The organism is Dethiosulfovibrio russensis, from assembly GCF_021568855.1.
In the GTDB taxonomy this organism is placed as follows: Bacteria; Synergistota; Synergistia; order Synergistales; family Dethiosulfovibrionaceae; genus Dethiosulfovibrio; species Dethiosulfovibrio russensis.
The window spans coordinates 165666-186211 of the sequence record NZ_JAKGUG010000004.1 but is presented as its reverse complement, the minus strand read 5'-3'; the positions used below and the strand labels follow the sequence as shown (position 1 = coordinate 186211).

The 20546-nt window shown below is 54.7% G+C and carries 20 protein-coding genes and 1 tRNA gene; 14 read left to right on the top strand and 7 right to left on the bottom strand.

Translation table 11 applies throughout. The annotated features are described in order from the left end of the window. Positions 1-6 precede the first annotated feature (6 nt). Positions 7-546, top strand: a complete 540-nt coding sequence (locus L2W48_RS05985) for a GNAT family N-acetyltransferase (protein ID WP_236098274.1) — start codon at positions 7-9, stop codon at positions 544-546. 51 nt (positions 547-597) lie between these two features. On the opposite strand, the gene L2W48_RS05980 is transcribed toward L2W48_RS05985, so the two are convergent. Further along, positions 598-672 (bottom strand) — tRNA-Val (locus L2W48_RS05980). A gap of 199 nt (positions 673-871) precedes the next feature. On the opposite strand from L2W48_RS05980, the gene L2W48_RS05975 reads away from it, so the two are divergent. Further along, positions 872-1369: a hypothetical protein gene (locus L2W48_RS05975; RefSeq protein ID WP_236116511.1), complete on the top strand. Its 498-nt coding sequence runs from the start codon at positions 872-874 to the stop codon at positions 1367-1369. A 46-nt stretch (positions 1370-1415) separates the two neighbouring features. After that, positions 1416-3044, top strand: coding sequence for a carbon starvation CstA family protein (locus L2W48_RS05970; RefSeq protein WP_236098283.1), 1629 nt, complete (start codon positions 1416-1418; stop codon positions 3042-3044). Between the two features lie 113 nt (positions 3045-3157). Here L2W48_RS05970 and L2W48_RS05965 read toward each other — a convergent pair whose 3' ends face one another. Genes L2W48_RS05965 through L2W48_RS05950 form a run of 4 tightly spaced genes read right to left on the bottom strand, consistent with a single transcriptional unit; the run spans position 3158 to position 6962 of the window. Further along, positions 3158-4726: an HAL/PAL/TAL family ammonia-lyase gene (locus tag L2W48_RS05965; protein WP_236098284.1), complete on the bottom strand. Its 1569-nt coding sequence runs from the start codon at positions 4724-4726 to the stop codon at positions 3158-3160. A 22-nt stretch (positions 4727-4748) separates the two neighbouring features. Continuing rightward, positions 4749-5300: a hypothetical protein gene (locus tag L2W48_RS05960; protein ID WP_236098293.1), complete on the bottom strand. Its 552-nt coding sequence runs from the start codon at positions 5298-5300 to the stop codon at positions 4749-4751. Between the two features lie 2 nt (positions 5301-5302). Beyond that, entirely contained in the window at positions 5303-5551 is a 249-nt protein-coding gene (locus L2W48_RS05955) for a hypothetical protein (RefSeq protein ID WP_236098300.1), read from the bottom strand. Positions 5552-5567: 16 nt separating this feature from the next. Further along, positions 5568-6962, bottom strand: a complete 1395-nt coding sequence (locus L2W48_RS05950; RefSeq protein ID WP_236098302.1) for a sodium:solute symporter family protein — start codon at positions 6960-6962, stop codon at positions 5568-5570. A gap of 287 nt (positions 6963-7249) precedes the next feature. Here L2W48_RS05950 and L2W48_RS05945 point away from each other — a divergent pair, with 287 nt between their 5' ends. Next, the gene (locus L2W48_RS05945) at positions 7250-7924 is read left to right on the top strand and encodes a GntR family transcriptional regulator (RefSeq protein ID WP_236098308.1); all 675 of its coding nucleotides are present in this window, start codon (positions 7250-7252) and stop codon (positions 7922-7924) included. Between the two features lie 46 nt (positions 7925-7970). Here the strand turns inward: L2W48_RS05945 and L2W48_RS05940 are convergent, their stop codons facing one another. Together L2W48_RS05940 and L2W48_RS05935 are read right to left on the bottom strand one after the other, a co-directional pair. Continuing rightward, positions 7971-9578: a cation:proton antiporter gene (locus tag L2W48_RS05940; RefSeq protein ID WP_236098312.1), complete on the bottom strand. Its 1608-nt coding sequence runs from the start codon at positions 9576-9578 to the stop codon at positions 7971-7973. A gap of 1 nt (position 9579) precedes the next feature. Further along, positions 9580-10218, bottom strand: a complete 639-nt coding sequence (locus L2W48_RS05935; RefSeq protein WP_236098313.1) for a histidine phosphatase family protein — start codon at positions 10216-10218, stop codon at positions 9580-9582. Between the two features lie 180 nt (positions 10219-10398). Between L2W48_RS05935 and hrcA the strand changes: the two genes are divergently transcribed. The 10 genes from hrcA to rpsU all read left to right on the top strand — a co-directional run bounded on the left by hrcA (position 10399) and on the right by rpsU (position 20536). After that, positions 10399-11436: a heat-inducible transcriptional repressor HrcA gene (gene hrcA / locus L2W48_RS05930; RefSeq protein WP_236098318.1), complete on the top strand. Its 1038-nt coding sequence runs from the start codon at positions 10399-10401 to the stop codon at positions 11434-11436. 5 nt (positions 11437-11441) lie between these two features. Then, positions 11442-12005, top strand: a complete 564-nt coding sequence (locus tag L2W48_RS05925) for a nucleotide exchange factor GrpE (RefSeq protein ID WP_236098323.1) — start codon at positions 11442-11444, stop codon at positions 12003-12005. A gap of 51 nt (positions 12006-12056) precedes the next feature. After that, positions 12057-13874 (top strand): molecular chaperone DnaK, encoded by a 1818-nt coding sequence (gene dnaK, locus L2W48_RS05920; protein ID WP_236098330.1) that lies wholly within the window; start codon positions 12057-12059, stop codon positions 13872-13874. A gap of 19 nt (positions 13875-13893) precedes the next feature. Beyond that, the gene (gene dnaJ / locus L2W48_RS05915; protein WP_236098332.1) at positions 13894-15027 is read left to right on the top strand and encodes a molecular chaperone DnaJ; all 1134 of its coding nucleotides are present in this window, start codon (positions 13894-13896) and stop codon (positions 15025-15027) included. Between the two features lie 136 nt (positions 15028-15163). Then, complete coding sequence (locus L2W48_RS05910; protein WP_236098337.1) at positions 15164-16030, top strand: 50S ribosomal protein L11 methyltransferase; 867 nt, start codon at positions 15164-15166, stop codon at positions 16028-16030. Next, the gene (gene mtaB / locus L2W48_RS05905) at positions 16027-17325 is read left to right on the top strand and encodes a tRNA (N(6)-L-threonylcarbamoyladenosine(37)-C(2))-methylthiotransferase MtaB (RefSeq protein ID WP_236098338.1); all 1299 of its coding nucleotides are present in this window, start codon (positions 16027-16029) and stop codon (positions 17323-17325) included. The genes L2W48_RS05910 and mtaB overlap by 4 nt, the downstream gene beginning before the upstream one ends. Next, the gene (locus tag L2W48_RS05900; protein WP_236098340.1) at positions 17322-18893 is read left to right on the top strand and encodes an Hsp70 family protein; all 1572 of its coding nucleotides are present in this window, start codon (positions 17322-17324) and stop codon (positions 18891-18893) included. The genes mtaB and L2W48_RS05900 overlap by 4 nt, the downstream gene beginning before the upstream one ends. Continuing rightward, a complete protein-coding gene (locus L2W48_RS05895; RefSeq protein WP_236098342.1) occupies positions 18890-19915 on the top strand; it encodes a J domain-containing protein in 1026 nt (341 codons plus the stop codon). Before L2W48_RS05900 ends, L2W48_RS05895 begins: the two co-directional genes overlap by 4 nt. A gap of 62 nt (positions 19916-19977) precedes the next feature. Beyond that, positions 19978-20325 (top strand): histidine triad nucleotide-binding protein, encoded by a 348-nt coding sequence (locus tag L2W48_RS05890; protein ID WP_329604235.1) that lies wholly within the window; start codon positions 19978-19980, stop codon positions 20323-20325. A 31-nt stretch (positions 20326-20356) separates the two neighbouring features. Then, positions 20357-20536: a 30S ribosomal protein S21 gene (gene rpsU, locus L2W48_RS05885; RefSeq protein ID WP_005658780.1), complete on the top strand. Its 180-nt coding sequence runs from the start codon at positions 20357-20359 to the stop codon at positions 20534-20536. Positions 20537-20546 lie beyond the last annotated feature (10 nt).

Here is a 20546-nt window from a genome sequence, read left to right as displayed (position 1 = left end):
TTATCTATGAAGATATCGACTTTTAGGACCGACGAATTATCCTCCGAAACTCGTGGAGGCATTTTAGAGCTGTGCTCCCTCGCCTTTGGAAGCCCTTTTGACGAGTTATTCGACTTTGTGGGACCTTCCGGAGTTCACGTGATGTTGAACGACGACTCGGGGGATCTTTCATCACATTGTGTGGTTACGGAGAGGACGTTCTGGATTGGAGAGCATGGTCCTATGAGGGCGGGATATATAGATGCCGTTGCGACCCGTCCGACTAAGCAGGGACTGGGATATGGTCGTGCCGTTATGGCCGAATCTTGCCTCGTCTGTAAGTCTATGGGAATGGATATTATGGGTCTGTCCACCTTTATTCCCGAATGGTACGGTTCTATGGGATGGAAAGAGTGGAATGGGAAACTTGGGCTCAGAAACGGTAGCGATATAAGACAGACCTCTGATTTAGATGGGGTAGTTATGGTATACGGACTCGCTGAGTCGTACATATTGGATTTCTCTCAGCATTTGATAGCCTCGTGGCGTCCTAACGGTGGATGGTAGTGATTAATTTAAAAAGGGCTCCGGCGAAATCGCTGGAGCCCTTGCTATTGTTGGTGGGCGACACTGGGTTCGAACCAGTGACCCCTTCCGTGTGAGGGAAGTGCTCTTCCGCTGAGCTAGCCGCCCAATAACTTGACGAGTTGCATTATATAACCCGAGCTCCGATAAATCAACCCCTCGTAAAAAGTCTTCTCCGACGTTTGTATCCATCTTTTACGCTTCACTGTAGGGCGTTTGAGTCGTATACTTGTAACGTAAGAAAAGTATGTTTTTTTCGCTTTGATGAAACAGTGGAATGGTGATATAGTTCACCTGTAAAGTGTGTATGATGTATAAAATGTGCAGCTTGAGAGGGGTGGATGGGATGGTTGATCTCTCAGTTTTGGCCGAAGCCTCCGATGTTTGGGATTGCTGGCGCTTCGAGCCTTGGTCCTGCGACGGGCTGTCGGGGGTATATAGAAGGGTCGCTTTCATAAAGGCTGGATTGATGGGAGAGGTGGCTCGTTACTACGCCGACGATTATATCCTCTGGAAATACGACCAAAAGTCTGTGGATTTGGTTAGATCAAGCTGGAGGCCAATAAAGGATGTCATGATCCAGAGGGTGCTGTTCGTCTCCGACGAAGACCATTTCGAGAAAAAGGTCAAGGCTTTCACCATGGGATTTAGGGGGTATCTGGAGACCTATCGTTATTCTCCCATGGGAGAGGGATACAGGAAGATAAAGGATCTCACGCCTTTGGTAGATAAGGCGTGGGAGTTGGTGAATCAGGACGTCGAAGAAGGAGGTGAGTTGCAGGGAAACGATTCTTTTGCTGTGTGACGTCATTTTTTAGGTTTATACTTATTTGGATAGTGGGGGTGTGACAATGAATTTTGCGTTTATGTTTATAGTGTCAGCTGTTGTGTTTGTAATCGGTTACAGAGTTTACGGGTCTTTCATGGCCAAGGTCTACGACCTTAACGACGATAACAAGACTCCTGCGGAGTGCATGTTCGACGGTATCGACTATTGTCCGGCCCATCCGGCGGTCCTTCTGGGACACCACTTCGCCTCAATCGCAGGTGCCGGTCCCATAACCGGCCCCATCGTCGCGGCTTCCATGTTCGGATGGCTTCCTACCCTCCTGTGGTGTATCGTAGGATCCACCTTCCTCGGTGGACCTCACGATATGGGAGCGTTGGTCTCCTCCATGCGCCACGACGGTAAGTCGGTTGGAGAGGTCGTCGAGCGCTGGATAGGCCATAAGGGGAAGGTTCTCTTCCTTTGGTTCACCATACTGGCCCTCATCCTGGTCGTAGCGGTTTTCTTGGTTCTCTCGGCTAACACCTTCGCAGCCGACCCCATAGTCGCCTTCGTCGGATGTCTCTATATCTGCATGGCCGTTATTTCCGGTATGCTCATCTATAAGTTCCACGCTCCTCTTTGGATGGTGACTGTGGTCATGCTGGCTATCGTCGCGGTGGCCTGTGTGAAGGGCTCTGACAGTCAGGCCATAGTGGAGATGTTCAAGCTCCCCAATACGACCTGGAACTACATTCTCGGTTTCTATATCCTGGCCGCCTCGGTTCTGCCGGTTTGGCTTCTGCTCCAGCCCAGAGACTATCTTGCGTCATACTTTCTGTATTTCGCGGTTATAATAGGCGCCATCGGTATGCTTTTGGGCAGCAAGTTCGACAGCGGAGCGATCCCGATGATGAAGTCCGGCGTCGATTACTTCGGCATAAAGGGACAGCCCATGTGGCCCATGATGTTCGTCATAGTGGCCTGTGGGGCCATCTCCGGTTTCCACTCTCTGGTCGGAAGCGGAACCACCTCCAAACAGCTTCGTAAGGAGACCGACGCCGTCGTGGTGGGATACGGCTCCATGCTTATGGAGGGCCTCGTAGCCTGTATCGCCATCGGTACCCTTATGGTAGCCGGTTCCATAGTGAAGGGTGGACCGGTGGTCACCTTCGCCGAGGGTTTCGGTAAGTTCGCCTCTTTGGTGGGGATTGATCCGGTTCTTGGAACCCGTCTCGGTGCTATCGCTATTAACAGTTTCCTGCTTACCTCTCTGGATACGGCAACCCGACTGGCCCGTTATCAGATCCAGGAGCTTTCCGGGATGAAGATCAACAAGTATGTCGCCACCATAATAGCTGTGGTTGCGGCCCTGGCCCTCGTGATGGTCAAGACCCATGATGCGGCAGGCAACCCCATTCCGGCCTGGAAGGCTATATGGCCCATCTTCGGAGCGGCTAACCAGATGGTCGCAGCTCTGGCCCTGCTCTCCATCGGCGTCTGGGTGGTAAGAGGACTGAAGAAGAACGCCAATTTCCTTATGGCCCCCTTCTGGTTCATGCTTGTCACCACCATGATGGCCCTATTCATCCTCATCAAGGGATGGCTTGGATTGGCACAGCCCAACTATCTCCTTGCCGGGGTGGCGTCGATACTCTTCCTCCTGGCATTGTTGCTGGTGGTAGAGGCCTTTAAGGCGCTTAAATCGGAATAGAGATAGCTGATCACTGACTATAAAGAGCGACGCCGATCTCTCAGAGACCGGCGTCGCTCTTTTTAGGGATAATTGAATTTTTCGTTACGTTATCTTCTTCTTGGTTCTGATAATTAAAACTCCAGAGGTCCTGTCACCGACTCGGCGGCGGAGAGGATCTCGCCGTCTTTCACCATCCTCGCTATGGCCTCCATGAGGGGAGACATAAAGGTGTCCTGTTCCACCTTTGGGACCTCCTGCCTTACCCTGTCGTGGACCGCCTTAGTGGCGGGGGAGGGGGCTATGTCGTAAAAATCCTGGGCCTGACAGGCGTTCAGGATCTCAATCGAGAGTATGTACTTCGCCAAAGAGGCCCCTCTGTAGAGCTTGATCGCCGCGTTGGCTCCCATGCTGGTATAGTCCTCCTGATTGGCGCAGGTGAAGCCGTTGTCCACCGTGGAAGGGTGGCTTAAGGTTTTCATCTCCCCTAAAAGCCCTGCGGCGGCGTACTGAGGTATCATCAGGCCGTTGTTGAAGCCGGGGTTTGCGTTCAAAAAGGCGGGAAGCTCGCTGACGTGGTGGTTCACCGTCCTGTCCAGTCGCCTCTCGGACATTTTGGCGAGGCCTGTAAGGGCTATTATTGCGCAGTCGCAGGCCATTCCCACGTAAGATCCGTCGGCGTTGCATCCCATAAGGGCCTCGCCTCCGTCTTCGGTGTCGAATATGAGGGGATTGTCCACCGACGAGTTAAGCTCAACCGACACCGTCTCAAGCCCGTCTGTGAGTATTTTCTTTGCCGCACCGTGTAGCTGAGGGATACACCGAAGGGACAGGGCGTCCTGGACCCGATGTCCTCGGTAGGTCCTCTCGATTTCGCTGTCCTCAAGGAGCCGCCGGACGTTGGAGGCCGTGTCCCCCTGGTGTCTGTGGGGCCGAACCTCCTGAATCCGTGGGTCCATCGCCATCAGGGTTCCCTTTAAGACCTCCAGCGACATGGCTCCTGCGACGTCGGCGGTCTGGGCTATCATAAGGGAATCGTATAGGCCGAGGGCCCCTATGGCGGTCACCGAGGTGGTCCCCGATACTATGGTCAGACCTTCTTTGGTGGAAAGCACCACCGGATCCAGTCCCGAAGCCTTCAGGGCCTCCGATCCCTTCATCCTCCGCCCACCGTACACCGCCTGTCCCTCTCCTATGAGGACCGAGCCGATATGGGCCTCGTAGCATATATAGCCGACCGATCCGTGTCCTGGCACCACCGGAACGACTCCGGCGTTGAGCATTCCGGCCAAAAGCTCAAGAGGGGCCATGCTCATTCCCGTATGTCCCGAACCGAAGTGTTGGAGCATGACGAACATCATGGCTCTTACGCACTCTTCCTCCAGAGGCTCTCCCACCGAGCAGGAATGGGAAAGGACGTGGTTTCTCTGGACTATCTCCCTGTCCTCCTGGGATATGAACCTGTTCCAGTTCTCACCCAGCCCTGTGGTTATGCCGTAGATGGCCTTCTCCTCTTTGGAGAAACGATCCACGTGGGCCCTGCAACGGTTCACCCTCTCTGTATATTCCTCTCCGAACTCCACCTTGGCACCGTGATGGGCCACCGCCACCACTTCCTCGATGGAGATCGGCCCTCCTAACACAACCTTCGATATGGAGGGAGCCTGACGCCAGCTTATTTTTTTTATCTCTTCAGTGATCAAAATAGTCCCTCCCTTTGCATCTTCAAAAAGTCCGATGTGTTCCCCAGCCGTCGGCGGCTATGGGAAGATAGCGTATCTTGGTTCCCTCCACCGCCTCGCCGTAGAGGGCGACGTAAAAGGGACGGTAGACCGATATCGCCTCTTTAAGGGTAACCTCAGGAAGACCTCCTATCCTCCTCCTGAGGACCCGAAGGACCAGCTTCTGTCCCCTTCCGGTGAGCTGGTCCAGGGAAAACTGGCTCCCCTGCACCTGATCCTCCGGCACCGTCCGCTCCTCGAGTTCCTGGGGAATCTCCTCCGCCCAGGCCGCCCCTCCGGTGGTCCCGTTGGCTATGACCCTGCAAAGCTGGGCTTTTTTGTCCCTGTCCCCGAAAAAGGTCCTGGAGACGAAGTTAGGGGAGTGGAGTGCCTGGAATATCAGTATGCTGTACTCCACAAAGTGAAGTCTCAGCTCTCGAACCTCCTTCCCCATCAGAAGCAGCTTTCCAAGGGGGCCTCCTTTTTTGGAGGCCTGTGCCATGGCGTCTTCCCTAGAAAGGACTGTGGGAAAGGAGCGGATCGCTACCGAATCCATGGCTAACGGTTCGACTCCTCGTGGTGATTTTTCATAAACGTGAACACGTTGACCAGGTAGGTCAAAAATATCACCGTCACCGCCGCCATTACGGCGTAGGGTATGAACTTGCCGACTATGAAGTCGTTGGACGTCTTGAGGGCGTAGAAGATTATTCCCACTATGGACAGATACAGGATTATGAGAAAACCGTCTATCCCGATCCAGCTAATCTCCAGATCCTTGTTTTCCTTTTTGACGTAATCGCTCATATCAAAACCTCCCTCTCTATCGGGCCGAAAGATCGCTTCTGTCCACTCCGAAGCGGTTTCCTATCTGCCATGCGATGAAGGACGCTGGCAGAGAAAGAACTAATGGCTCTATCACTGTTATGTCCGGAAAAACCTTCAATATTCCGAAGATAGCTCCTCCGACCAGCATGCTCATCAGCCCTCCAAGTTCGGTTTTTCGTCCTTTGCCTACAAGTCCTCCGACTATGGGGACGAATGCGGCAGACATCCATATGCTTCCGACGAACAAAAATGCGTCGTAGACCAGGGTAAACTTGAAGGCCAGGGACAGGCCGATAACCCCCAACATGACGACGGCAGCTCTGGTGTAGTTGACGATGGTCTTTTGGGGCAGGGTTCCTATACCCTTATACCTGGCGTAAATATCGTTCGCCAATGTGGTTCCTCCGACCAGATAGTAGCTGTCCAAGGTGGATATAATCGCTCCCACAAGTCCCACTATGAAAAGAGCTCTTATGCCGATAGGGAGATTTTCCAAAACCACCTGAACGTAGGCTACCTCCGGTTGGGCTGTTGGATGGAGAGCCTTGACTATGACTCCTGTGGTGCAGATGACTATGTCGAAGGCTATCCATATGCAAAAACAGGTAAGCAAAGCCCTTCTACCGACTTTAGGCGAGTTTGACGCGGAAAAACGCTGATAGAAAGTGGGGTCCGCGTAGGGGCTGAAGCAGAATATGACCAGCATGACCGCTTTCCAGAATCCCATTCCACCTGTAGGATCCACTAGTTTGACGTTTTCTCCCAGAGCCTGTCTGAGTCCCTCCCATCCTCCTATCTCGGTGAACAGGCCGGGGAAGACCATAGTTACCCCGAACACCATGCAGAAGAACATAATCATGTCGGTGACAGCCACCCCCATAAGGCCGCCGAGGACCGTCAGTACCACCACGATGACCACCATGACGGTCCCAGCGGTCACGTTGCTGACCCCCCAGGCCGCCTGGCCGATGTAGCCCACTGCGGTGATCTCGCCGATCTGGGCGCAGACGAAGAACATCATGATGGCCCCTATGAGGGCGACCTTACGTCCGTAAAGGCTCTCCAGCAGGTCCGGCACTGTGATATCGGTCCTTATCTGTATCCTTGGGCCGACCCAAAGGGCCAGAGGCATCCTGACAAGGTGTGCCCCTATGGACCAGATCGTCCAGGTGGAGATACCGTAGACCGCCGCATATCCCACCGTTCCCACAACTCCGATACCTCCGTACCACGATGCGGCTAAAGTCCCCACCACCAGGGACCAAGGAAGGCTTCTGTTGGCCAGATAGTAGCTTTCCATGTTCTTGGCGGTCTTGGAAAAGTAGTAGCCTATTCCCAGAATTAACATTACGAAAAACAGAATGATGACGTTATCGATCGTTCCCAGCATCTTTTTCCCTCCGAACCTATCCAAAACGACGACCGGGTCGTCTCTGATGGCCTGAGCGCATTTTCTAGATTTTAAATCCCCTCCCGTCTCTGAAGTATCAGACCTATATATAAAATATCATATACTAGATTGATATTTCAATGAGTGCGTTGTCTTGCTAGTTTGCTTTTTTATCTCTTTATTTAGATATAGGGATAGTATGTGTTTTGAATCTCCGCAGAAATATTTGAGCTCCTATCTGATACAATACGGTGGTTAGTAGAGAGTCGATATACGGAGGTGGTGAGGTGGAAAAAGACAGGACTCCCCTCAGAGAGAAGATATACAACTATCTGAGAAGTGAACTGGCCCAGGGGAATTTGGAGCCTGGTAGGTATATAGATATGGGTAGTATGGCTGAGACCCTGAACATCAGTAAGACTCCTTTGAGGGATGCATTGATTCTTTTGGAGTCTGACGGAATAGTTACCATATATCCCAGAAGAGGCATAATGGTGAATTCCGTTACCATGGATACCATAAGGGACATATATCAGATAGGAGCTGGTTTGGAGTCTGTTTTGATGATGTCGGTCTTCGACTACATCGCTCCGGTTCACATAAACAGAATGAAAGATGTAATTAATCAAGCAATGAGCTACTTTGAATCAGACGATTTCACCCATGCCTACGACCTCAACAGGATGTTTCACTCGGTTTTTCACGATCTATCTAAAAACGTTCCGTTGAGGAAACAGCTGGATGACGTTTACGACAGGCTGTTTAACTTTCCTGCCAGAGATTTCGATTCTCCCGAGGTCAAGGCGGAGGAATTGGGGTACTGGAGGGAGCATTCTACTATAGTCGGTCTGATCGAAGGGGGTAAAAAGAGAGAGGTCGCCGATTTCATTCGTGACATACATTGGACTCTGAAAGAGGGCTACACCAGAGCTCTTCACGTTCTGCTTCCACACGAAGGCTAGAATAAAAAGGCCCCCGCCGAGGCGGAGGCCTTTCCGTTTTTTCGACTTATGATACCTCCTGCCCCATTCTTACCATCGCCATGGCTGCCTCTCGTCTGGATAGAACGGCCTTGGTGGCTCCCAGGGAGATCAGCTTCTCTACCTCTGAATCGTCCTCTCCTCTGGCCACTATCGGAAGGTTAGGAGACAGTCTTCTCGCCGTTTCCACCACGGTCCTGGCCGTTCTGGGATCCTCGGAGGCCACTATGAGAAGAGATGCTTTATCCAGTTTGGCGACCTCGAGGATCGATATCATCGAGGGATCCCCGTATATCAGAGAGAGCCCCTTTTTCTTCATCGACTCGAACGTTCGGTATTGTGGCTCTATAGTGACGATCGGGGTATCTGTCTTTTCTCTCAATATGTCCACCACGTAGGTAGAGATGGTTCCTCCGCCTGTGACGACTATGTGCCCCGACTGGTCCTCCGGCAGGTTGACCGCGGTTATCCTGCCTTCGGGAAGTCTTCGTTTTAACGTTTTGTATATGGTGTCGGTGAAACCCGATATGATCGATCCCCCCAGCATGGAGAGGATGACCACGTTCAGGGTTAGCGAGTAGACCTCCTCTCCCAGGATGCCCATGGAGTTGCCTGTCTGTATGAGAACGAAGGCCATCTCCGATATAGGCAGCATCCCCAGGAACAAGGCCAGAGGTATAACCCTGCGATAGCCCATTATCCAGGATATTCCGCTCAGTATGGCGCCTTTCCCCACCGTTACGGCTAGGGTAAGCAGTAGGACCGTTCCAAGGTGATCTATCAGGAAAGACGGATCCATAAGCATCCCTACCGAGACGAAGAAGAGGAGTCCGAAAATGTCTCTCAGGGGGATCAGCTCCGACATGGCCTTGTGTCCGTAGTCCGATTCGCTCAGCACGATTCCCGCCACGAATGCTCCGAAGGCAGACGAGAGGCCTATGGTCGCGGATAGAGTGCCGATTCCCAGTCCCATGGCCATGACGAAAAGCAGAAAGAGTTCTCTAGATTCCCATTGGGATACTTTTCGAAGGGCCCAGGGAATGGCCTTGGTCCCCATGATCGCCATGGAGGCCAGAAAGGCCGTTGCGTATCCGGCGGATTTCGCCAGAGGGCCCCATCCTCCTCCCTGACTTCCGTGAATGAGGAATATCATTATGGGAATTACGCAGAGGTCCTGCACTATGGACATTCCCAGCATGATCCTTCCCGAAAGGGTTCTCTCGTATCCTCTGGAGGTCAGGGTTTTGAGTATGACGGCGGTGCTGGAGGATACCATGGCGGCGGCGAACCACAGAGCCTGGGCACCCCATCCTTGGGCGTCGGCGATGAAGGTGACGTATCCCATGGTTAAGGTCACCTGTATCAGGGTTCCTCCGAAGGCTATACGGCCTATGGGGCGAAGGTCCTTGAGGGAGAACTCCAGTCCCAGGGAGAACAAAAGCAAGGTCGCCCCTATGTCGGCCAGTCTCTCGATGTTGTCCACTTCCGATACGGTGGCTCCCCCGGTGTAGGGACCTATCAGGATTCCCGCCACAATATATCCCAATATGAGGGGTTGACGAAAGAATCTGGCTAACGAGCCTCCCAGTAACCCCGCCAGTATTACCAGACTGAGGTCGCCGGCGATCCCGCTCACATCAGTTCCACTCCGACTCGTAGTCGCTCAGATGGTCGGTTCTGTTCAACGCCGTCAGAGAATAGCCTCTGCCGTCATGGACCATCACTGAGATTGAGGCCGTGTCGAAGTGAAGCTTCCAGAACCAGGGATCGCCTATACCGATGCATGAGGAGACAAGGGGTTTCAGAACGGTTCTGTGGCTCACCAGGGCTATGGTTTTTCCTCTGTGAAGCTCTACCAGGCTGTCCAGCTTTTCCCTGGACCTTTTCATCACGTTTGTAAGTGGTTCCATACCGGGAAAGTTCAGTTTTTCCGGAGCGTTCAGCCAAAGGCTCCACAGCTCAGGCTCTTCCTCGGCTATCTCGTCTTTTCTCCTGCCCTCCCATCGGCCCAGGGAGATGTTGTTTATCTCGGGGCATTCCACGACGGAGAGGCCGACCTTTCCCGCTATGGCATGAGCTGTCTGTTTGGCCCTTAGAAGAGGGCTGGAGTAGATGCGATCTATCGTCAGGTTCGCGAGGGCCCTGCCGACTTCATCTGCCTGTCTCATCCCCCGGGAGTTCAGGGGAAAGTCCTTGTTACCCCTGAACATGCCCTCTTTGTTGCCGTCGCATTCACCGTGTCTGACCAGTATCAAAGTGGTTTTTTCGTGGTCCATATATATCCCTCCAGTGATATTGTCTTTAATCCCCGTAGATTATAATCGTCCTGGGGTAAAAATACGTGGTTTTAGTCTGACCAGTATTGACAATCAGACGTTGGATTGGTACTCTACTGCCTGTGAATCATCGATTAGCACTCACCTACGCAGAGTGCTAGTATTCTTGGAGGGGATGCCATGCTCACGGAACGTCAGCTGGAGATAGTCCTGTCCGTCGTTTACGAGTATATCTCGACGGGAGAGCCCGTCGGATCCAGGACTATATCCAAAAAGTACATCAAGGGATGTAGCGCCGCTACCGTGAGAAACGAGATGGCAGATCTTGAGGATATGGGATATCTCTTTCAACCTCATACCTCGGCGGGAAGGATACCGACACCCTCTTCCTATAGAATCTACGTGAACTCGATAATGCACAGAAGGAGGATGGCCCCTCCGGGGCTGGAATCCTGGGTGAGGACGGTCAAGAGGCAGAGAAACAGCGTCGAGGCGGCTTTGTCCAAGGTGTCCCGTCTTCTGGGGCAGGTCACCAGCTATATCGGTGTGGCAGCGATCACCGTCGTGGACGAACAGAAACTTCAGAAGGTGGATTTCGTCCGTCTGGAAGACGGATCGGTCCTGTTTCTGGTGGTCCTGGAGGGTGGAGTTATCCGTCACAGGAGGATAGCCCTTGGAGGCGACCTGGATCAGAAGGAGTTGGACGAGCTTTCACTTACGGTAAACAGAGCGGCGTCGGGAAAATCCTGGAGCAAGGTAAGAGACGCTCTTTACGGATATATATCGGCACAGCTGGAGGAGTACTGGGGGGCGTGCCGGTCGGCTTTGGAACGGCTGGATTCCATGTTGGCTCAGGAGTCCTACCACATGAGCACCGGAGGAATGAGCCAGATTTTCAACGTTCCCGATTTTGCCGATCTCGGAAGGCTTCAGGCTCTTCTGGCTCTGGTGGAGGAGGAGAGCGAGCTGGTCGGAATGATCAAGGCATGTTCTACCGACGAGGGCGTTCGTGTCACCATAGGAAGCGAAAACGCCCTCGAGCCCATGAGGGATTGTTCGGTGGTGATGGCCTCGGCCAACAGCGGTTCCAGTAGATCCGTGGTGGGACTTATCGGACCTATGAGGATGAACTACGAGCATTCCATCGCCGTTTTAGAGGCCGTCCTGGACGGACTTGGCGACGATGATTTCGATATAGACGATATGGAGGAGGAATGACCGCCATGGAAGAGATCAAAGATCTTCATGACGAGGAGAGCCGAGAGGTTCAGGACGAGGCTGCCTGTGAGGTGGACGGCGAGGCCCCTTCGACCGATATAACCGATCTGGAATCCAGGATAGAGGAACTGGAGGAGGAGAGGGATCGATTCAAGGAGCTCGCCGCCAGGGCTCAGGCGGATCTCATCAACTATCGCACCAGGATGGAACGGGAAATGAGCAGGACCAAGGAACTGGCCTGTGAGAGAAGCGCTCTCGAGATGTTTCCCGTTTTGGACAATCTGGACAGGGTCCTTCAGGTTAAGGACGGATCCGATCTAGACACGGTGGTCGAGGGTATTCGGATGGTTCGAAAGCAGTTCTTAAGTGCTCTCGAGGCGTTGGGCGTCGAGACCGTAGAGTCCGTAGGGAAGTCCTTCTCTCCACAGTATCACGAGGCCATCGGAATGGTGGAGGTAGAGGACGAGGAGCAGGATGGGATTGTTGTCGACGAGTTTCAGACCGGTTACGTCCTGGCGGGGAAGGTAATTCGTCCCGCCAAGGTTAGAGTAGGATCTCATAAAGGATAGGCAAGCCCCCTGAAAGCGGGGAATTTCAAGTATCGATAGAGGTGACTTATTATGGCAAAAGTAGTGGGAATAGACCTGGGAACGACCAACAGCTGTATCGCGGTTAAGGAAGGCGACAACGTAACGATTATCCCCAATTCGGAGGGAGCCAGAACGACCCCTTCCGTGGTCGCTTTTACCAAAGAGGGAGAGAGACTGGTCGGCCAGCTTGCTAAGAGACAGGCCATCGTCAACTCGGACAACACGGTGATGTCCATCAAGAGGCATATGGGGACCGATTATACCGTCTCCGCCGGAGGGAAGAAGTACACCCCTCAGGAGATCTCCGCGATGATCCTTCAGAAGATGAAGAGGGATGCTGAGGAGTATCTTGGAGAGGACGTCAAGCAGGCGGTCATAACCGTGCCTGCCTACTTCACCGACGCTCAGAGACAGGCCACCAAGGATGCCGGAGCCATAGCCGGTCTCGAGGTGCTTCGTATCATCAACGAGCCCACCGCCGCGAGCCTGGCCTACGGAATGAACAAACAGGGAGAGGCCAAGCTTCTGGTGTTCGACCTCGGAGGAGGAACCTTCGACGTATCTGTCCTCGACGTTGGAGACGGTGTGTTCGAGGTGTTGGCCACCCACGGTGACAACCAGCTCGGAGGAGACGACTGGGATATGGCCGTAGTCGACTGGATGGTAGCCGAGTTCAAGAAGTCCGAGGGAATCGATCTTTCCTCCGACAAGATGGCCCTCCAGAGGCTTCGCGAGGCAGCGGAGAAGGCGAAGATAGAGCTCTCCTCCATGCCGGAGACCTCCGTATCCTTGCCCTTCATCACTGCCAACGAGACGGGGCCCAAGCACATGGAGCTATCCCTCTCCAGGGCCAAGTTCGAGGAGATAACCTCCGATCTTCTGGCCAGAGTTGTGGGACCGGTCAAGAGGGCTTTGGAAGACAGCGATCTCGACGCCGCGTCCATCGATAAGGTTCTTCTTGTCGGAGGTTCCACCAGGATGCCCATGGTTCAGAGGAAGATAAAAGAGCTTCTCGACAAGGATCCCACCAAGGGTATAAACCCCGACGAGTGCGTCGCCGCCGGTGCCGCCATTCAGGGATCGATCATGAGCGGTGATTCGGACAAGAACATAGTCCTCGTCGACGTTACCCCTCTTTCCCTCGGTATCGAGACTTTAGGCGGCGTCTGCACCAGGATAATAGAGAGAAACACCGCCATTCCCGTGACCAAGAGCCAGATATTCACCACCGCCGCGGACGGACAGACCCAGGTGGAGATAAAGGTCCTTCAGGGGGAGAGATCGATGGCGGCGGACAACGTGGTACTGGGAACCTTCGTGCTGGACGGGATTCCCTCCGCTCCCAGAGGAGTTCCTCAGGTGGAGGTGTCCTTCAACATAGACGTCAACGGCATACTCAACGTCAAGGCCACCGACAAGGGAACGGGCAAGGAACAGCATATAACCATACAGTCCTCCAATCTCAGCAAGGACGAGATCGACAGGATGAAGAAAGAGGCGGAGGCCAACGAGAGCGCCGACGCCAAGAAAAAGGTCTTCATAGAGGCGAAGAACGAGGCGGATACACTGGTCTACAGGACCGAAAAACTCATCTCCGACCTGGGCGAGAAGATAACAGCCGAGGAGAAGGGGTCGATCCAGTCCAAGATAGACGACGTCAAGAAGGCACTGGAGGGAGAGGATCCCTCCGCTATAGAGTCGGCCTGTTCAGCTCTTAACGAAGAGGTTCAGAAGTTCTCCACCAGACTCTACCAGCAGGCGGGCGAACAGCCCGGCGAGGGACAGCAGGCCGAGGGTGGACCGTCCGGAGGTTCGGACGAGACGGTGGACGCAGAGTTCACCGAATAGTCCGGAGGATAGGAAGTAGATGGCGGCCGGAACGGGACGCGATTACTACGAGATCCTCGGCGTCTCCCGGGAGGCCTCGGCGGATGAGATAAAGAAGGCCTACCGCCGTCTGGTCAGGCAGTACCATCCCGACGCCAACCCGGGAAACTCGGAGGCGGAGGCCAAATTCAAGGAGGTCAGCGAGGCCTACGAGGTCCTCAGCGATTCCAAGAAGAGGGCCCAGTACGACCAATTCGGTCACGTAGGCGAGGGGGGCAATCCCTTCGGAGACATGGGCGGAATGGGGGATATTTTCGGCGACCTTTTCGACAATATGTTCGGTGGAGGTTTCGGAAGAGGAGGAGCCCGCAGGGACGGTCCCAGAAGGGGACCGGACCTGGAGATGGAGCTTGTGATTACCCTGGAAGAGGCGGCCTTGGGAATCGCCAAGGAGGTCTCGGTCCCCAGATGGGAGACCTGTAGCCACTGCGACGGAAAGGGAGCCGAGCCCGGATCGGAGGTTCGTACCTGCGAGACCTGTCATGGATCTGGACAGGTCCGAAGGAGAACACAGACTCTGTTCGGTCAGGCCGTTACCGTTGGGACCTGTCCCGATTGCGGAGGTTCCGGCAAGGTGTTCGAGAAAAAATGCCACGAGTGTGGCGGTCAGGGTCGTGTCCGTAAAAAGAGGGATCTAAAGGTCAACGTACAGGCCGGAGTGGACAGAGGTACCAGGCTCAGGGTCCCCGGCTCCGGAGAGGCCGGTCAGAACGGAGGACCTCCCGGGGATCTTTACCTGGTGATAGACGTCCTCTCTCACGAGGATTTCGAGCGTGACGGAATGGACCTCCATCGCAGGCTTCCTCTGCCTTTCCCTCTAGCGGCTTTGGGAGGAGACGTTACCGTCTCGACCTTGATAGACGGAGATAAAAAAGTGACGGTCTCCCCCGGAACGGAGCCCGGAGAGGTGTTGAGGGTAAAGGGTTGCGGTATGCCCAGTCTTCGTAATACATCCAGAAGAGGGGACCTCTTCCTCCACACGACCGTGGAGGTTCCGAAGAAACTCACCGATCGCCAGAGAGGTCTGATAGAGGCTCTTGCATCGGAGATGGAAGTCGATGTCGAGACCGACGGCGGAGGCGTTTTCGAAAAATTGAAAGGGCTATTCAGTTAGCCTGTTCTAACGAGGAGGATATCCCTCCTCGTTTTTTTTGGCGCTCTTGTTATAATAGATGGCGACGGTGCCGAAGGGCACTGATCTTGTGGCTGACGGAGCCTGGCCGTTCCAGAGGCACTGCGGAGGGATTTTTATGACTGAGACCGATAGCTACTGGTGGTATATAACCCTGAAAGGACCTGCTGGGCAGGGAGAGGTTCTTCAATCTCTTGCCGAGGCCTCCGGCTGTATCGGATCGGAAGAGGACGATAAACCTTCTGCCGTCGAGCTTCGAGCCTATTACAGGAGCAACTACGATCTGGGACACTGGATGGAACAGTTGACTCCCTTGATGTCCGAGTGGCCCGAGGTCTCCATCTACGATATGGGAAGATTGGAGAACCGTCAGTGGCACGCCCTCTCGCTGGAGGCGTTCCCCCCTCTCAATATAGGGGAGAGGTTCGTCGTACTGGCTCCCTGGCACAGGGGCAAGGAGCCGGAGGGAAGGATACCTCTATACATAAATCCTGGAAGCGCCTTCGGAACAGGTTATCATGAGAGCACCCAGAACGTTCTGTCACTGATGGAGAAAAACCTCTCTCCTGGGGCCGCTGTGGCCGATATCGGCTGCGGTTCTGGCATACTTTCCATCGCGGCGGCCAAGCTGGGAGCCGGGGTTGTTTACGCCAGGGACCTCGATCCTGCCGTCATGGACGAAGTTCGCTCCAACCTCGAACTTAACGATCTCGGCGACGTCCCGGTTCACGTGGAGGAAGGCGATCTACTGAACGGTTTCGATAAGGTGGTGGACCTGCTCGTAGCCAACATCCTTCTTGAACCTCTGCTCAAGATGATTCCTCAGGTTCCGGAGGCGATAGGCGATGCCGGTATCGCCATATTCTCGGGGCTTACGGTCAGGGAGAGGGATATTTTCGTATCCGCTTTATCTCGTTCGGGGCTGACTGTCGTCGAGGAGGTCTCCAGCGACGACTGGCTGGGTTTGGCGGTGAAGAAGGGGTGACGGAGTTTTCCGTTCGAATAAAGGCACTGGGCTGTCGGACGAACCTCTACGAGGCCGACGCTATAGCCTCGGCCTTCACGAGAGCGGGATGCAGGATCACGGAAGGAAACGACTGGAATGCCGCCGTGCTGGTGTCCTGCTCCGTAACGGCCGAGGCGGACAGGAAATCGAGACAGATCGTCCGGAGGTTCAGACGGGCTTCTCCGAACGGACTGGTCGTGGCCACCGGTTGCTGGGCCCAGGGAGTCTCGGACGAGGAGGCAAAGGCCTTGGGAGTGGACCTGCTGGTGGGAAACAGGAGAAAGGACGATATAGTTCCCCTTGTGATGGAGTCCTTGAGAGGCGGAGTCCCCGATGGAGCCAGGGAGAAGGTCGCCACCTCGTCTCGTTGGGAATCCCTCTTCCTGGACAGACCCAGCCTGACTACCAGGGCGTTCCTGAAGGTTCAGGATGGCTGCGATCACTTTTGCAGTTACTGCATAATCCCCTTTTTGAGGGGGAAGCCCGTAAGTCGTCCTCTGGACGATCTGGAAAGGGAGGTCCGCTCTGTGGTCGAATCCGGATGTCCGGAGATCGTCCTGACCGGAGTTCATCTCGGCCTTTACGGCAGGGACGGAGGTCCGGGGTTGGCGGATCTGTTGAGAGCGGTCGGAGCGATAGACGGGGTGAGACGTATACGTTTTGGATCTCTCGAGCCATTTTCCGTCGACGACGACCTGTTGGATGTCATGGCCGAGACGGAGTCGTTCTGTCCACATCTCCATCTGCCCCTCCAGAGCGGGGATGACGGGATCTTGAACGCCATGGGTAGAGGGCATACAGCGGATGAATACCTGAGTCTGCTAGACAGAATAAGGTCCGCCATGGGAGAGGACGTCCATATTTCGACGGATATTTTGGTGGGTTTCCCCGGGGAGGACGACAGAGCCTTCGCCAACACCCTATCGGTACTGGAGCGAGGAGGCATAGGGCGTATCCACAGTTTCCCCTATTCTCCCAGGAAGGGAACGAAGGCGGCCTCTTTGCCGGACAGACCTCCTAAATCGATCGCAGAGGAAAGATGCAAAACGGTGATAGAAAGAGGAATAGCTCTGCTGGATCGATACGTATCCCGCTGGATAGGCAGGGAAGAATCTCTGTTGATCGAGGAGGTCTCCGGGGGGAAGGTCTCGGGGTATACGCCTCATTTCATAAGGCTGTCCGCCCTGGGATACGGAAAGGTAGACGGGATAGTTCGTTGCCGGATCACTGGTATGGCCGATGGAGAGCTCCTAGGAGAGGTGATCTCCCCGTGAGATCCGAACGAATCGTATTGGGAATAGACCTGGGAACTCGCTATGCACTTGCGGCGGTACATAAAGACCTGGAAGGTGCCGTGTTGATCCCTAACCGATGGGGAGAGGTCAAGACCCCCTCGGTGGTGTGTTTCGATCGTGGGAAATGGCTTGTGGGAGAGGAGGCTAGACGCATGGTCTCCCGACCGGATCGTCGTTGTTGGTGGGATGTCAAGAGGCATCTCGGCTCCGACTGGTATCCCTCCGTAGGTGGTCGGAACCGCTCCGCCCAGGAGATGCTGGTTCCCCTCATCTCCGAGATAAGGGAGGACTGCGAGGCTTTCTTGGGGCATGTCGTGACCGACTGCGTGCTGACCGTGCCGGCTCAATTCAGCTTTCTCGAGCGCTCCGCCGCCGCCCGTGCCGCCAGAGAGGCGGGCTTCGAGGAGGTCCGCATATTGAACGAGCCGACCGCCGCCGCCCTGTTCTGCGAGAGTTCCGGGAGGATTCTGGTATTCGACTTCGGTGGGGGAACTGTAGATCTGTCCGTGGTGGAGAGAGACGGAGACACCTGGCAGGTGTTGGAAAGCCTGGGCGACTCCTCCGTTGGAGGGGTCGAGTTGGATAAGGCTCTCCTTCGGTATCTGGCAGATAGGCTTGGGGTCTCCTTTGAGGAGGACGATCCCATGTACGGTCTCCTAATGGTGGAGGCTGAGAGGCTGAAATGCGAGTTGTCCTTCAGGGAAAAACTGACCTGGAATCCACCTCTCTCTCTGGTTGGGGACCAAAGGGAACTGCCCCTGTCCAGATTGGATCTGGAGCGCTTGTTCATGCCCTTGATAAGAAAAGCGATCGACCTGGCGGTCTTGCTCTGCCGTCGCCACGAGCCGCAGAGCGTCGTTATGGTGGGAGGAAGCAGTCGCATCCCGGTCCTCAGGCGTATGTTGTCGGAGGAGATAACCATACCGGTGAGGATGGGCCGTTGTCCCGACGAAGCTGTGGCGCTGGGTGCTGCTATGTATGGGGTCAACGGGGAGAACCGTCTTCTGCTGGATGTCCTCTCCGAGAGCCTTGGCGTGATCGCCTTCGACGGAACCCCTGTCCCCCTTCTAGGCAAGGGACATCCCCTCCCCGCCAGATCCGATCGGGCCTTTCGTAGCGTGTCGGACGGGGATTTTCGACTCCGGTTGTATCAGGGAGACCACCTTTCCAGGAGAAGATGCAGGGAAATAGCCAGGCTGGACCTTAAGGGCATGAAGGAAGGCGAGAGGGTGGATCTGAACTTCCGCATAGATCCGGGAGGGCTTTTGAACGTGGTCCTCTCCAGGGAGTTCGGCGATTCCATACATATCGCTCCGATGGAATTGGGGGTAACCTCACGCAAGGGCGAGGATAAGCTATCGCTGAGCTCTCTGGAGATTCGTATCGCCCGGCTTTCTCCCGGATTGTCGCCGGAACAGCAGGATAAGATAAACGAGGCCTTTAGAAAGGTCTCCCTGATGCGCGACCTGGAACCCCTTTTATATGAGGACGGCATAGGCGAGCTGGCCAGGATGACCTCGGCCTTGGAGGATGTGATCATGGGATGACGAGGCTTTCAGCCAGCGATTGCTACTCCGTACTGGGTCTTCCTGTCGGAGCCCCTTGGTCGGAGGTCAAATCGGCTTTCAGGAGGCTCGCTCGTAGTACCCATCCGGACGTAGGAGAAGGCGTCGAAGAGGGCGATTTCGAGAGAATATCCGAGGCCTATATGGTCCTCAGAGACATGTTTCGTTCCGGACAGACCTTCAAAGAGGAGCCTTCGGATAGAGGGAAGACCGTGGATTTTAGGAAGTTTATGGATCCCCTGGTAAGGGCCTCTTCCTGGATTTCCAGGACCGTCGGCGATATCTCCAGGAAGAGACGGGAAAAAAAGGAGGAGAAGGAACGCCGTTTCAGAGAAGAGAGACTGAAGAGGGCTAAAAAGGTAGATGATATTCTCTCCGGGACGGAGATACATATAGACTCGTTGCTCTCCAGGGTCGACAGGTCGGGGGGGATTTCGGAAAGGCAGAGGTTGCTCAGACGGCTCAAGAGTGCCTTGCCAGAGGTCCGGGGATTGGCCCTGGAGGGGTTAAAGGACTCTCTGTCCTCTCAGGAGGTTTTGTCGGCTGTGGAGGAGAGCGTCTGCCTCTACGGTCTGGACGAGGTCGGTGTCGAAGTTATCGTCTCCATCTCCGATCCTATGAGCTCCCTGAGACTGGCAATGGCGGCGGCTCCCCATTTCGGGGATATGACTCTGGGAGCTGCACGGAGATATCTTCGATGGTTGAGAGGCCTTCCCGGGGGGCCGGCGGTATACGCCGGACTTCAGGACCCGGTTTCCTCTCAGGTGGCGGGGTTGCTTATCTCTCATTGGCCTCAGGATCTGTCCTTTCTTCCGGAGTCTAGGGTGTCTTCACTTTTGGAGAGGGACCAGGAAGACCTATTGGTTCCTTTGCTTAGACAGTTATATAGGAGAGGATGTCCCAGGGATTTTCTGCCCCGAATAGAGGAAATTTCGCAAAATTCCCCTTCTCCTGCGGTAAAAGCTTGGTCTCGTGCTATTGTATGTCGGAGCACAGTAGTATAAAATGATCTTTAGTTCTTTCGATCTGTTCGTTCGATCGATGAGACGAGTCAGAGAGGCGAGAGGTGAGGTCTTTGGGTCGTGATTGTCCCTTTTGTGCGATAGTGGCAGGAGAATCGAAGGCAGAGGTCGTCTACGAAAACGATCGTTGTCTCGCTTTTCGGGATATATCTCCCCAAGCCCCCCGTCATGTCCTGATCGTTCCGAAGGAGCACATCCCTTCTATCGATCAAGTGGAGGACCCGACCCTCTGGATTTCTATCATGGCTGCGGTCCGGGAAGTCGTTAACCGAATCTCTCCGGATTCAGGATACCGGCTAGTCGTCAATTGTGGCGAGGATGCCGGTCAGACAGTCCCCCACCTTCACGTCCACCTGCTGTCTGGCCGTCCAATGGGATGGCCTCCGGGATAGGCGTCGGTGGAGAAGAAAGGAGGGAACGGATATGACGACGATTGTACGACGTGACAACGAGTCCCTTGAGGACGCCCTCAGGCGGTTCAAGAGAGACGTCTCCAAGACGGGAGTCCTTAGGGAGGCCCGTCAGAGGGAGCATTACGAAAAACCCAGCGAGGCCAAGAAGCGCAAGCGCCAGGAATTGGCCAAGAAACGCCGTAGAAAGTAAGAATCGCCAG